The 14,178-nt window shown below is 67.2% G+C and carries 11 protein-coding genes; 9 read left to right on the top strand and 2 right to left on the bottom strand.

What is annotated here, in order from left to right; genetic code table 11:
* Positions 1-21 precede the first annotated feature (21 nt).
* On the bottom strand, positions 22-795 hold the full coding sequence (locus AC5P6E_RS13005; protein ID WP_019337372.1) for a TatD family hydrolase: 774 nt from the start codon (positions 793-795) through the stop codon (positions 22-24).
* Positions 792-1,010 (bottom strand): DUF6116 family protein, encoded by a 219-nt coding sequence (locus tag AC5P6E_RS13000; RefSeq protein WP_010486812.1) that lies wholly within the window; start codon positions 1,008-1,010, stop codon positions 792-794. The genes AC5P6E_RS13005 and AC5P6E_RS13000 overlap by 4 nt, the downstream gene beginning before the upstream one ends.
* 163 nt (positions 1,011-1,173) lie before the next feature.
* Here AC5P6E_RS13000 and AC5P6E_RS12995 point away from each other — a divergent pair, with 163 nt between their 5' ends.
* From AC5P6E_RS12995 to AC5P6E_RS12955, 9 genes are all read left to right on the top strand, one after another.
* Positions 1,174-2,019, top strand: coding sequence for a glycine zipper 2TM domain-containing protein (locus tag AC5P6E_RS12995; protein ID WP_010486814.1), 846 nt, complete (start codon positions 1,174-1,176; stop codon positions 2,017-2,019).
* A 126-nt stretch (positions 2,020-2,145) separates the two neighbouring features.
* Positions 2,146-2,685, top strand: coding sequence for a GNAT family N-acetyltransferase (locus AC5P6E_RS12990; protein WP_010486816.1), 540 nt, complete (start codon positions 2,146-2,148; stop codon positions 2,683-2,685).
* A 164-nt stretch (positions 2,686-2,849) separates the two neighbouring features.
* The gene (locus tag AC5P6E_RS12985) at positions 2,850-3,506 is read left to right on the top strand and encodes a glutathione S-transferase family protein (protein ID WP_029380098.1); all 657 of its coding nucleotides are present in this window, start codon (positions 2,850-2,852) and stop codon (positions 3,504-3,506) included.
* Positions 3,507-3,583: 77 nt separating this feature from the next.
* A complete protein-coding gene (locus AC5P6E_RS12980; protein ID WP_019337370.1) occupies positions 3,584-5,863 on the top strand; it encodes a thiamine pyrophosphate-dependent enzyme in 2,280 nt (759 codons plus the stop codon).
* Positions 5,864-5,866: 3 nt separating this feature from the next.
* Positions 5,867-7,810, top strand: coding sequence for an asparagine synthase (glutamine-hydrolyzing) (gene asnB / locus AC5P6E_RS12975; RefSeq protein ID WP_019337369.1), 1,944 nt, complete (start codon positions 5,867-5,869; stop codon positions 7,808-7,810).
* A gap of 66 nt (positions 7,811-7,876) precedes the next feature.
* Complete coding sequence (locus AC5P6E_RS12970; protein ID WP_019337368.1) at positions 7,877-8,437, top strand: NAD(P)H-dependent oxidoreductase; 561 nt, start codon at positions 7,877-7,879, stop codon at positions 8,435-8,437.
* A 212-nt stretch (positions 8,438-8,649) separates the two neighbouring features.
* A complete protein-coding gene (locus AC5P6E_RS12965) occupies positions 8,650-10,080 on the top strand; it encodes a replicative DNA helicase (RefSeq protein WP_010486827.1) in 1,431 nt (476 codons plus the stop codon).
* 173 nt (positions 10,081-10,253) lie between these two features.
* On the top strand, positions 10,254-12,497 hold the full coding sequence (locus AC5P6E_RS12960) for a TonB-dependent receptor family protein (RefSeq protein ID WP_010486830.1): 2,244 nt from the start codon (positions 10,254-10,256) through the stop codon (positions 12,495-12,497).
* Positions 12,497-14,089, top strand: a complete 1,593-nt coding sequence (locus AC5P6E_RS12955; protein WP_197577224.1) for an alkaline phosphatase D family protein — start codon at positions 12,497-12,499, stop codon at positions 14,087-14,089. The genes AC5P6E_RS12960 and AC5P6E_RS12955 overlap by 1 nt, the downstream gene beginning before the upstream one ends.
* Positions 14,090-14,178: the final 89 nt, after the last annotated feature.

Here is a 14,178-nt window from a genome sequence, read left to right as displayed (position 1 = left end):
GCCAGCGGCCGGCACCTGCCGTTACATTGCCGGCAGCGCGAACAGGCGTCGTGCATTCTCCGTCGTGGCCTGGGCCACTGCGTCCAGCTCCATCCCGCGCAGCGCGGCCACGTGGCGGGCGATGACCGCCAGCCGTGCCGGTTCGTTGCGCTGGCCGCGGATGCCGGCGTCAGGCTGGTCGGGCGCGTCGGTCTCCAGCAGAAGCTGTTCCAGCGGCATGTCGCGCACCAGCCGCTGCAGGCGCTGCGCGCGTTCGTAGGTCAACGGGCCGCCGAGCCCGAGCAGGAAGCCCTGCCGGTGCAGTTGTGCCGCCTGTTCCGGACTGCCGGAAAAGCTGTGCACCACGCCGCGCAGGCCGCCGATGCGACGGATCGCGGCGATCACCACGTCCACCGCGCGCCGCGCATGCACGATCAGCGGCAGCTCGAACTCACGGGCCAGTTGCAGCTGGCCGATGAAGTACGCCTGCTGCGTCTCGGCATCCAGGCCTTCGACAAAGAAGTCCAGGCCGCATTCGCCGATCGCGCAGGGGCGTTCGCGCTCGATCCACTCGCGCAGCAGCGGCAGGTGGCCGGGCCGGTGCTCGGGCAGGAACATCGGGTGCAGGCCGTAGGCCGGGTACAGCCCCGGCGCCTGCTGGCAGACCTCCCTCAGCTTCGGCCAGCTGGCTGCGGTCACCGCCGGCACCACCTGCAGGCGCACGCCAGCGGCCTGCGCGCGTGCGATCACGGCGGCGCGGTCACTGTCGAACTCGCCGGCATCGAGATGGCAGTGGCTGTCGACCAGCAGGCTCAACGCTGTTCCAGCGACGGCGGCGCCGTGGCGGTGTTGCGGCTTTTCCAGTTGGCCAGCAGCAGGGTGCCGAAGCCGAGTACCAGTTCATCGACGAACGGGATCGGGTCGGGGATGAACAGGGTCAGCACGAACAGGCCTGCGGTGAGCTTGAACAGGGTGGGGTAGCGTAGCCGGCGCGCCCATTGCAGTACCGGCAGCAGCATCGGGTTGGCCATGGCGGGGGTCCTCCTGGGGAATATGCAAACGCTACCACGGGCCCAGCATTTCCCGATGCTGAATGGGTTACGGGAATGAGCAGGAAATGTGGAGATTCCGTTCAGGCAGCGCATGCTGCAATCTGGTCCGAGAACGTTGCGGATGGTCCGCAAGGAGCAGGTCATGAAAAGCACAACTACAACTGTCCTGGTCGCAGCGGGCGCGCTGCTGGTCGGTGGTATCGCCACCGCCGCCTTCATGAAGAGCGGCGACACGTCGCCTGATTCCATCAGCGCCGGAACCCCCAATGGCGAATCGCGCCTGGTCGATGGCAACGCCACTGACGATGGCGCGCGTGGTGACACGCTCGACCCGTCGGCACCGCGTGGGCTGGAATATGCCGACGTGCTGAAGGTCGACCCGATCACCGAGAAGCAGAAGGCCTACGCCACCGTGATCGGCACCGATGCGGTGCGCGAGACCTCCACCACCCAGACACCGCATGAAGTCTGCCAGGACGTGACGGTGCAGGAGCGCCTGCCGGAACGTGACGGCAACGTCGGCGGCACCGTGGTCGGTGCTGTGGTGGGTGGCCTGCTGGGCAACCAGGTCGGCGGTGGTAACGGCAAAAAGGCCGCGACCGCGGCCGGTGCCGTGGCCGGAGGCTTCATCGGCAACCAGATCGACAAGCGCCACGTGGGTGGCCGCGTGGTCAACCGTACCGAGCGCCAGTGCCACACCGAGACCGCAACCTCCGAGTCGAGCCGTGTTACCGGCTACAACGTGACCTACCGCAACGAGGACGGCACCACCGGCACCATGCGCATGGCCAGCAAGCCGGGTAACCGCATCGCCATGGGCACCAACGACGTGGTGAAGGGCTACAACGTGACCTATCGCTACGACGGCGCCGAGAAGACCGTGCGCATGGACAACAAGCCGGCCAGCGATCGCCTGCCGGTGGTCGATGGCCAGCTGGTCACGCAGACCGCTGCGGCCGGTGCCACTGCGGCCACCACGCGCCAGTAATCCAGGTGCAGCACGCAGTACCCGACGGGCCGGCTCATGCCGGCCCGTTCCGTTGCAGCCGGCGAAATTCATCCGTGCGGAGCGCGAATCCACCATCATGGACGCTTCCTTCGACATGGAGCCGGCATGAGCATTTTCGACCTGCGCATCGAAACAGAGCGCCTGATCCTGCGCCCACTGCTGCGCGAGGACTACGAACCCTACCTGGCGTTCTGCGCCGACGAGGAAACGATGCGCACCCTCGGTGGCGTGCAGCCGCCTTCGGTGGCCTGGCGTGGCTTCTGCAGCCTGGCCGGCGCCTGGCAGCTGTTCGGCTTCTCGATGTTCAGCGTGATCGAGAAATCCAGCGGCGACTGGATCGGGCGCATGGGTCCCTGGCAACCGCAGGACTGGCCCGGTACCGAGGTCGGCTGGGGCATCCGCCATGCCAGCTGGGGCAGGGGCTATGCGCCGGAAGCTGCGGTCGCCGCGATCGACTGGGCGTTCGACACGCTCGGGTGGGATGAGGTGATCCACACCATCGCCGAGAACAACGACAACTCGCGGGCGGTCGCGCGCAAGCTCGGCAGCACGATGCTGCGCATGGGGGAGCTGCCAGCGCCGTACAACGACAAGCCGATGCAGATCTGGGGCCAGTCGCGCGAGCAGTGGCGGCAGCGCCGTTGACGGTTGTAGAGCCGAGCCCATGCTCGGCTGCCGTTCGCCAAATGCAGCCGAGCGTGGGCTCGGCTCTACAGATTGTCCGCATGCTGCACCCGCGCTTGGCATTCACCGGCGTGCTTGCCAGACTGCACGCAGCCGGCCGCCGGCCGGACGTGATGGAGCAGGCAATGGTGGAAGAGCGCGTCCCGCTGACGGTGCATGGCATGTCGGTCTCGGGCAATTGCCACAAGGTCCGCCTGCTGCTGGAGCAGCTCGGCAGCCGTTACCGCTGGGTGGAAGTGGACAGTGCCCACGGCCAGACCCATACCCCGGAATTCCTGGCGCTCAACCCGAATGCCAAGGTGCCGCTGATCGTCCGCGACGATGGCCGCGTGCTGACCGAATCCAACGCGATCCTGTTCTGGCTGGCCGAAGGCACGCCGTACCTGCCCACTGATGGCTGGGAGCGCGCGCAGGCGTTGAGCTGGATGTTCTTCGAGCAGTACACGCACGAGCCGTGCGTGGCAGTGGCGCGCTTCATCCGTGGTTGGACCGCCCCCGATTCGCCGCGCCGCGCCGAACTGCCACGGCTGCACGAGCGCGCGGCCACCGCGCTGGCGGTGATGGAGCAGCACCTGCGCCAGGCGCAATGGTTCACCGGCAGCGGATACGGCATCGCCGATATCGCCCTGTTTGCCTATACCGATGTGGCGGGCGAGGGCGGTATCAGCCTGGAGCCGTTCCCGGAAGTTCGCGCCTGGCTGCAGCGCGTGCGTGAGCAGCCGCGCTTCCTGCCGATGCCGGCGGTGACCGCCGAAGTGCGCTCGCGATTCGAGGCCGCGTGACTCTCACCAAGGTAACCCCCACAGGGTAGCGCCGGGCCATGCCCGGCGGAATGCAACAACGACACGGAGGGTGTTCGATGTTCGCTGTGGTTCCAGATCCAATTCCCGCACGCATGCGCGTGCTCAACCGCGCCGAAGTGTGCGACGTCAACTTCCTCGATGCGGTGCGTGGCTGGCGCGGAACCCCGCGTCCGCGCCCGGCACCGGATGCGCCGATCCTGCCGGGCAGCACGCTCACCGCCGCTGCTTTCGGCGAACTGTTCGACTCGCAGCTGGCCAGCCGCCAGCTGGACCTGATGGCACGCGTGCTGCGCGTGCAGAACAAGGTCTTCTACACCATCGGTTCCTCCGGCCATGAAGGCAATGCGCTGCTGGCGCGGGCCTGCCGGCATACCGATCCCGCCTTCCTGCACTATCGCTCCGGTGCCTTCATGGCCGAGCGTTCACGCCAGGTGCCGGGTATCGACCCGCTGCGCGATGCCGCGCTGTCCTTCGCCGCCAGCGCGGATGATCCGGCCAGCGGTGGCCGCCACAAGGTGTGGGGCAGCAAGCCATTGTGGGTGCTGCCGCAGACCTCGACGATTGCTTCGCACCTGCCGAAGGCGCTGGGAACCGCGCTGGCCATCGAGAGCGGCAAGCGGTTGGGGCAGGCGCTGCCGGTTCCCACCGATAGCATCGTGCTGTGCTCGTTCGGGGATGCCTCGGCCAATCATGCCACCGCGCAGACCGCGTTCAATACCGCGATGTGGTCGGCCTACCAGAAGCTGCCGGCGCCGATCCTGTTCGTCTGCGAGGACAACGGGCTGGGCATTTCGGTGAAGACGCCGGACGGCTGGATTGCCGAGCGCTTCAGCCGGCAGCCGGGGCTCGACTATTTCTTCGCCGATGGCCTGGACCTGGCCACCGGGCATGCCCAGGTGCAGGCCGCGGTGGAACATTGCCGGCGCACGCGGCGGCCGACCTTCCTGCATCTGCGTACCACGCGCCTGATGGGCCATGCCGGCACCGACTTTGAAGTGGAATGGCGCGCGCTGCCGGAGCTGTGCGCGGCCGAGGCGCAGGATCCGCTGCTGCGCTCGGCGCAGATCGCGATGGAATCGGGCTGGATGGATGCAGCCGCCATCGAAGTGGCCTACGAAACGATGCGCGCGCGCTGCATGGCGGCGGCCGCCGACGCCGAAGGCCACCCGACGCTGCAGTCGCTGCAGGACGTGATGGCGCCGCTGGCGCCGTACACACCGGCGGCGGTGCAGGCTGAAGCGCGGCGCGAGGTGCCCGCCGAGATGCGCGAAGCGCTGTATGGCGGTGCGGAGACCCTGCCTGAGCGGCAGGCGCCACGGCACCTCGCCATCCAGATCAACCACGGCCTGCAGGAACTGCTGGCGAAGTATCCGCAGAGCCTGTTGTTCGGCGAGGACGTCGCGCAGAAGGGCGGTGTCTACACCGTCACCAAGGATCTGCTGCGCCGCTTCGGCCCACGCCGGGTGTTCAACACCCTGCTGGACGAGACCATGATCCTGGGCATGGCGCAGGGCCTGGCCAACATGGGCATGCTGCCGATTCCGGAGATCCAGTACCTGGCCTACCTGCACAACGCCATCGACCAGGTGCGCGGCGAAGCGTGTTCGTTGCAGTTCTTCTCCAATGACCAGTACCGCAATCCGATGCTGGTGCGGGTGGCCGGGCTGGGCTACCAGAAGGGTTTCGGCGGCCACTTCCACAACGATAATTCGATCACGGCGCTGCGCGACATTCCCGGCCTGGTGGTCGGTTGCCCGTCGCGTGGCGACGATGCGGTGATGATGCTGCGCACGCTGGCGGCGCTGGCCCGGGTGGATGGGCGTGTGGCGGTGTTCCTGGAGCCGATCGCGCTGTACATGAGCAAGGACCTGCATGAGCCGGGCGATGGCCAGTGGCTGTTCGACTACCCGGCCCAGGGCCAGGCGCTGGTACCGGGTGAAGGCCGGGTCTATGCGCCGGAGGCAGGCGACCTGGTGGTCTACACCTATGGCAACGGCGTGCCGATGGCGCTGCGCGCGGCGCGGGCGATCGAGCAGCAGCTGGGCTGGCAGGTTCGGGTGGTCGACCTGCGCTGGCTGGTGCCACTGGATGCGGGCTTCATCGCCAGCCAGGCGGCCAGTGCACGGCGGGTGCTGGTGCTGGACGAGGGTCGCCACAGTGGCGGGGTGGGCGAGGGCGTGGTGACCGCACTGGTCGAGGCCGGTTTCGGCCATCTGCCGCTGCGCCGGGTCTGCGGTGCCGATACCTATACCCCGCTGGCGGGGGCAGCAATGTTCGGGCTTCCAAGCGACAATGCGGTGATTGGCGCCGCCCTTGAACTGGCGCAGGAACCTTGATGCATGTGTGGATTGGCGGGAATGTTGTTGCCGGCGCCTGTGGCGTCGGCCGAGGTGCTGCAGGCGCAGGTCCTGGCCATGGGCGAGGCGCTGCACCACCGCGGGCCGGATGATGGCGGCAGCTGGGTCGATGCCGGCGCAGGCATCGCGCTGGCGCACCGCCGGCTGAGCATTCTCGACCTGTCGCCGCTGGGCCACCAGCCGATGGCCTCGTCCGATGGTCGCTACGTGATGGCCTACAACGGCGAGGTCTACAACTTTGCCGCCCTGCGTGCCGAACTGGAGCCGCTGGGGCATGCCTTCCGTGGTCACTCCGACACCGAGGTGCTGCTGGCAGCGATCCTGCAATGGGGCATCGAGGACACCCTGCAGCGCTGCAACGGCATGTTCGCCATCGCGCTGTGGGACCGCCAGCAGCAGTGCCTGTGGCTGGCCCGCGATCGTGTTGGCAAGAAGCCGCTGTACTACGGCTGGGCCGGTGACACCCTGGTGTTCGGTTCCGAACTGAAGGCGCTGTGGCAGCACCCGGCGTTCGACAACGACATCGACCGCGACGCACTGACCCTGTTGCTGCGGTTGGACTACATTCCGGCCCCGCACAGCATCCACCAGCGCTGCTACAAGCTGATGCCGGGCCGCGTGCTGCGCCTGGATGCCGAAGCCGTCGCGGCGGGTGCATCGGCGCATCGCCCGGAACAGGCGCAGCGTCCGTACTGGGATGCGCGGGCACGCATGCAGGCGGCGCTGGCCGCGCCGTTCCAGGGCCGCATCGAAGAGGCCGAGGAACAGCTGGACGGGCTGCTGCGCGACGCAGTGGCGCTGCGCATGGTGGCCGACGTGCCGGTGGGGGTGTTCCTGTCCGGCGGCACCGATTCATCGCTGGTGGCCGCGCTGATGCAGGCACAGAGCGGTCAGCCGGTGCACAGCTTCAGCATCGGCTTCACCGGTTCGGGCCACGACGAGGCGCCGCTGGCCAGGGAACTGGCCGCGCATCTGGGCTGTGACCACACCGAACTCTACGTCAGCGGTGCCGATGCACTGGCGGTGGTGCCGCAGTTGCCGGCGATGTTCGACGAACCCTTCGCTGATGCCTCGCAGGTGCCGACCGCGCTGGTCGCCCGCCTGGCGCGGCAGGGCGTAACCGTCGCGCTGTCCGGCGATGGTGGTGACGAGCTGTTCTTCGGCTATACCCGCTATGTGCGCGCGCTGCGCAACTGGCAGATGCTGGGCCGCGTGCCAGGGCCGCTGCGGCGTTGGATGGGCGCGCGCTCCCAGCAGCAGGGCGAGGCCTCGCGTACCGGCGGCCTGGCCGCGCTGTTGGCCGAGTCCGGCGCGCGTGGCATCGGTGACGTGTACCGCAACCGCATCTCGCGCTGGCGCGACCCGACGGCGGCAGTGCCGGGCGCGCAGGCTGCCGGCAGCTTCTACGACCTGGCCGATCCGTTGCACGGCGCCGGCACACCGGCCGACGCGATGATGCTGGCCGATTACGTGACCTACCTGCCGGATGACCTGCTGTGCAAGGTCGACCGCACCTCGATGGCAGTCAGCCTGGAGGCACGCGCGCCGCTGCTGGACTGGCGCGTGGCCGAGTTCGCCTGGTCGCTGCCGCTGGGCTTCAAGCGCAGCGAAACCACCAGCAAGGTGCTGCTCAAGCGCGTTCTTGGCCGCTACGCGCCGCAGTCGATGGTGCACCGGCCCAAGCGCGGGTTCGGTGCGCCGGTCAGCGACTGGCTGAAGGGCGACCTGCGGCCGTGGGCCGAAGACCTGCTGCAGCCGGCTCGCCTGGAGCGCGAAGGCGTGTTGTCGGCGGCGGCGGTGCAGCCGCTGTGGCAGCAGTTCCTGGGCGGCCAGCGCAAGTGGCATACCCACCTGTGGAACGTGCTGATGTTCCAGGCCTGGCAGGCGCATTGGCGGCAGGTGCGGGCCGGCGTGACCGGGGGCTGATCTTCACCGGACGGCACGGGCCCGGCGTCTACGCTGGACCTCCCGCACCGTGAGGAGTATGACCCGATGTCCGTCCCCACCATCGCCGTGTTCGTCGGCAGCCTGCGCAAGGAGTCCTGCAACCGCAGGCTGGCCCATGCGCTGGAGAAGATCGCCGGCGACCGTGCACGCTTCCAGTACGTGCAGATCGGTGATCTGCCGCTGTACGACCAGGATTTCGATGGCCAGTACCCGCCGCAGGGCACCCGGCTGAAGGATCAGGTGCGTGCCGCCGACGCGGTGCTGTTCGTGACCCCCGAGTACAACCGGTCGGTGCCGGGCGTGCTGAAGAACGCCATCGATATCGGCTCCCGCCCGTATGGCGACAGTGCGTTTGCCGGCAAGCCCGCGGCGGTGATCGGCGCCTCCATCGGCCAGATCGGCACCGCCGTGGCCCAGCAGCACCTGCGCAACAGCCTGGCCTTCCTGGACATGCACGTGCTCGGCCAGCCCGAGGCGTTCATTCATTTCATGGACGGCCTGATCGATGCCGATGGCACGGTCCACAACGAAGGCACGCAGAAGTTCCTGCAGGGCTATGTGGACCGGTTCCTCGCGCTGATCGCGGTTCACGTCAAGGGCGATTGACGCCAGCGGTTGCCCCCCCCATCTGCGATAATGCCCGCTCGGGTGCCGCAACGGCGCCCGTCGCAGGCAGTGCGACGCCCCCACGCCAATCTGGCCAGGCACCGGCGGATATCCCCCGTTTCTCCACGGCTTATCCACAGGCTTGTCCATGGCCGCCGGGGTCGGCGCATGCCTACACTCGTCCGGCCCACTTTTGCAGGAAACACCGCAGCATGTCCGCTCGCCCCGGCTTCCGTTCCAACCGCAGAGAGCGCGGTGATGGCTTCGATCGCGATCGCGACGAATCGCGCATCGACCAGTTGCGGGTACCGCCCCATTCGGTGGAAGCCGAGCAGGCGGTGCTGGGTGGCCTGATGCTGGCCCCGGAGGCCTATGACCGGGTCAATGACCAGCTGACCGAAGGCGACTTCTACCGCCGCGACCACCAGATGATCTACCGCGCGATCCGTGAGCTGTCCGAGCGCGAGCGGCCGTTCGATGCGGTGACCCTGGGCGAGTGGTTCGAATCACAGGGCAAGATGGAACTGGTGGGCGATGGTGCCTATCTGATCGAGCTGGCCAGTACCACGCCGTCGGCGGCCAACATCGTGGCCTACGCCGAGATCGTGCGTGACAAGGCGGTGCTGCGGCAGCTGATCCAGGTGGGCACCGACATCGTCAACGATGGTTTCCAGCCTGAGGGCCGTGAGAGCAGCGAGCTGCTGGCATCGGCGGAAAAGAGCGTGTTCGCCATCGCCGAACAGGGCGCACGCGGCCGTACCGATTTCGTGGCGATGCCCGGTGCACTGAAGGATGCCTTCGAAGAGCTGCGCAGCCGCTTCGAGAACGGCGGCAACATCACCGGCCTGCCGACCGGCTACAACGATTTCGATGCAATGACCTCCGGCCTGCAGCCGACCGACCTGATCATCCTGGCTGCGCGCCCGGCCATGGGCAAGACCACCTTTGCGCTGAACATCGCCGAGTACGCGGCGATCAAATCGAAGAAGGGCGTGGCGGTGTTCTCGATGGAAATGTCGGCATCGCAGCTGGCGATGCGCCTGATTTCCTCCAACGGCCGCATCAACGCGCAGCGCCTGCGTACCGGCCAGCTGGAAGACGAGGACTGGAGCCGCGTCACCAGTGCGATCAAGATGCTGAAGGAAACCAAGATCTTCATCGACGATACGCCGGGCGTGTCGCCGGAAGTGCTGCGTTCCAAGTGCCGCCGCCTCAAGCGCGAGCACGACCTGGGCCTGGTGGTGATCGACTACCTGCAGCTGATGAGCGTGCCGGGCAACAGCGAAAACCGCGCGACCGAAATCTCGGAGATCTCGCGTTCGCTGAAGGGCCTGGCCAAGGAACTGCACGTGCCGGTGATCGCGCTGTCGCAGCTCAACCGCTCGCTGGAAACACGTACCGACAAGCGCCCGGTGATGGCCGACCTTCGCGAATCGGGCGCAATCGAGCAGGACGCGGACATGATCGTCTTCATCTACCGCGACGATTACTACAACAAGGAAAATTCGCCGGACAAGGGCCTGGCCGAGATCATCATCGGCAAGCACCGTGGTGGCCCGACCGGTTCGTGCAAGCTGAAGTTCTTCGGCGAATACACCCGCTTCGACAACCTGGCCCACGATTCGGTCGGCTCGTTCGAGTAACAGGCGTGCCGGCCGCTGGCCGGCAATCTCCTCCTGGCCGGCAAACCATTCCAAACACCAAACGTCCGTATGTGGCGTGTAAATGACATGTAACGCGACGCTTCTACGATTCCGCCGCTGCTGCCCTTCGACGCCGCCCTTCGGCGTCCAGCGTGCCCAAGGAATCCGCCCCCATGCCGTCCCACGCTCCGCTCCGCCGCAATCTGCTGGCCCTGCTGGTCTGTGCTTCGCTGCCGTCGCTGGCTGTCGCTGAAACCGCCCCCACGACCGACGCGCCGTCGGCCACCACCCTCGATTCGATCTCGGTGATCGGCCGCGGCGAAGCCCGCCAGGTGCAGCGTGTGACCGCCGAGGACATGAAGATCCTGCCGCCGGGTGCCAACCCGCTGAAGCTGCTGGCCAGCAAGCCGGGCGTGCACTTCGAATCGGCCGATGCCACCGGCGCCTACGAATGGTCCACCAGCATCAGCCTGCGTGGTTTCAACCAGAACCGCCTGGGCTACACCCTTGATGGCATCCCGCTGGGCAACATGGCCTACGGCAACAGCAACGGCCTGCACATCAGCCGCGCGGTGATCAGCGAGAACCTGGGCGGCGCGGAGGTTTCCACCGGCATTGGCGCGCTGGGTACGCCGTCCACCAGCAACCTTGGCGGCGTGTTCCAGTTCTATTCGATCGACCCGTCCACCGAATACGGGGTAGTGCTGGCACAGAGCTTCGGCAGCGACAACGCGCGCCGCAGCTATGCGCGCCTGGAGACTGGTGAACATCAGGGCTTCGCGGCCTACCTGTCCGGCGCATACTCGGAAGGCGACAAGTGGAAGGGCAAGGGCTCGCAGGAGCTGAAGCAGTTCAACGGCAAGGCCACCTACAACTTCGGAACGGACAGCAGGATTACCGCGCTGTTCAACGCCTCGCGCCGCGTCGAGGCCGATTACCAGGACCTGTCGCTGGAGATGATCGATCGTCTCGGCTGGGACTGGGACAACTACGCGCCGGACTGGAACCGTGCCGTGGCCGCTGCACGAGGCACGTTCAGCGGCGGCGTCAACAGCCCGTGGGATGCGTACTACTCCGGCCACGGCCTGCGCAATGACGACCTGTCCAGCATCGCCGGCGATTTCGGCCTGAACGAGTCGATGCGCCTGAAGGTCAACGTCTACAACCACAGCAACCGTGGCCAGGGCCACTGGTTCAGCCCGTCCAATCCGTCCAACCCGGGTACCAGCCGCGAGATCCCGATCTCGATCCGCACTACCGAGTATGCGATCGACCGCACCGGTGTGACCTCTGCGTTCACCTGGAACGTGGCGGGCCACGAGCTGGAAGCGGGCCTGTGGTACGAGGACAACGGCCACAGCGTGCAGCGCAACTTCTATTACATCGACGGCCCGATCACCGACGATTTCTTCCTGCGCAATCCGGACCAGCGCGTGTGGCACCAGCGCTACACCACCATCACCCGCCAGTTCTACGTGCAGGACCGTTTCCGCCTGTTCGATGACCGCCTGACCATCGACATCGGTGCGAAGTCGCCGCACACCCGCACCCGCGTGCGCACACCGCTGGGCAGCTATGCCAACAACAGCAGCCTGACCTCGAAGAAGGGCTTCCTGCCGCAGGCCGGCTTCAACTTCAAGCTCAACGAAGGCAACGAGATCTTTGGTTCGTTCGCCAAGAACATCGCGGCCTATGCACTGGGCGTGGGCAGTCCGTTCAACGTGCCGCAGGCCGCGTTCGATGCCAGCGCGAAGAGCCTGAAGCCGGAACAGTCGCGCACCCTCGAACTGGGCTGGCGCGGCTACGGCCAGGGCTATGAAGCCTCGGTGGCGGTGTATGACGTGAAGTTCGACAACCGTCTGCTGGCCATCGCGCAGTGCGTGGGCATCCTCGGTTGCCCGGCGCTGTTCTCCAACGTCGGTTCGGTGACCAGCCGCGGTGCCGAGGCGACCCTGCAGTTGAAGCCGATGCAGGACCTGACCTGGTCCAATGCGCTGTCGTGGAATGACAGTACCTACGACAACGACTACGTGAACAACGGCGTGGTGCCGACCCGCGGCAAGACGACCGTCGACACACCGGAGTGGATGTTCGCCAGCACCCTGGCCTGGACCCCGGGCCCGTGGGACCTGCGACTGGCCGCCAACCATGTCGGCAAGCGTTACGTGACCTATACCAACGATGTGTCGGTGCCGAGCTACTGGCTGGTCAATGCGTCGGTGGCCTATGACTTCGGCACGCTCGGCCCGGCACAGAACCTGACCGTGGCGCTTAACCTGACCAACCTGACCGACAAGCGTTACCTGTCTTCGATCAACACCAACGGCACCTACGCCGCCGACCCGACCCGCAGCTTGGCGACCATGCAGGTCGGCGCGCCGCGGCAGGTGATGGCCACTGCCACCGTGCACTTCTGATGCGCGGGCCTGTCGATCCGGAAAGCCGTCGTCGCCTGTTGCGCATGGCGTGGCAGGGCGCGGGGGCGGCGATCGCACTGGCGGCGATGCCGGGGCTGGCCACGGCCGGCCCACGGCCGCGGCTGGGGCGTGATCCGTTCACCCTCGGTGTCGCCGCCGGTGATCCGGATCCGCAGGGGGCAGTGCTGTGGACGCGGCTCGCGCCGGACCCACTCAACGGCGGCGGCATGCCGTCGCGGGCGGTGCCCGTGCGCTGGTTCGTGGCCGAAGACCCCGGCATGCGCCGGCTGGTGCAGCGGGGCGTTGCTGCGGCTGTGCCGGAGCTGGCCCATTCGGTACATGTGGAGGTCAACGGCCTGCGTCCCGGCCGCGATTATTACTATCGTTTCGCCTGCGACGGCGATGAGGAAAGCGTGGTCGGCCACTTCCGCACCGCGCCGCTGCTGGACACGCAGTTGCAGCAGTTGCGGTTGGCGCTGTGTACCTGCCAGGCGTGGAACAGCGGCTACTACCCGGTGCTGCGTGACATCGCGCAGAGTGATGTCGACCTGGTGCTGCATGCCGGCGACTACCTGTATGAATACAGCCCGCTGCAGAACGCGCGTGGCAGCACGCTGGATGCGGCGCGGTTCAGTGGCGAGACGGTGAGCCTGGAACGTTACCGTGACCAGTACGCGCTGTACAAACTCGATCCCGATCTGCAGGCCGCGCACGCCGCACACGCGTTCGCGGTGATCTGGGATGACCACGAAGTGCAGAACGATTACTCCGGCATCCACCCGGAGAAGCCCGGCGTCTCAATGGAGGATTTCATCATCCGCCGCGCGGCCGCGTATCGTGCGTTCTACGAGCACCTGCCGATGCGCAGCACGCCTGCGGGCAACGGTGGCCTGCGCGTGCATCGGCGCCTGCGTTACGGCGATCTTGCACAGCTGACGCTGCTCGACTGCCGCCAGTTCCGCCCGGCCAATCCCTGCGGTGTGGGTGAGTCACCGCGCTGCGAGGCGGCGCTGGATCCACGCATGAGCATGCTCGGCACGGGCCAGGAGGCGTGGTTCGCGCAGTCGATGGCCGTCGCGCGGGGCACGCGCTGGAACGTGGTGGTACAGCAGCTGCTGATGGCGCAGCTGCGGCTGGACGGTGGCACACCGCGCGAGCGCTTCTGGAACGACGCCTGGGATGGCTATCCCGCCGCACGCAACCGCCTGCTGCAGGCCTTGCAGGCGGGCGGGCAGGGCAATGCCATCGTGCTGGGCGGTGACTGGCATTCCACCTTCGTCAACGACCTGAAACTGGATTTCGACGCGGCCAGTGCGCCGGTCGTGGCGACCGAATTCATCGCCCCGGCGATCAGCAGCGGCGGCGACGATACGCCGTATGGTCCGTATTACGGGCCATCGATACCGCAGAACCCGCATATCCGCTATTTCGATGGCGACCGCCGTGGCTGGTGGAAGCTGCAGCTGAACCGGCAGACCGTTGAGGCGGAGCTGCGCTTCGCCGACAGCGTGCTGCGTGCGGATGCCGCAGTGCGCTCCGCGGCGCGCTTCCAGGTGACCCACGGCCGCCCGGGCGCATCGCAGCTCCTGTAGAGCCGAGCCCACGCTCGGCTGCTTCTGGAAAGCCGAGCGCAGGCTCGGCTCTACAACGGCGGTGGACCGGTTTCATCGCCCCCAGCCCG

It is taken from the genome of Stenotrophomonas sp. YJH_SMC_16, from assembly GCF_059367875.1.
The sequence above is the reverse complement of the archived record's forward strand: the minus strand, read 5'-3'. Positions and strand labels throughout refer to the sequence as shown.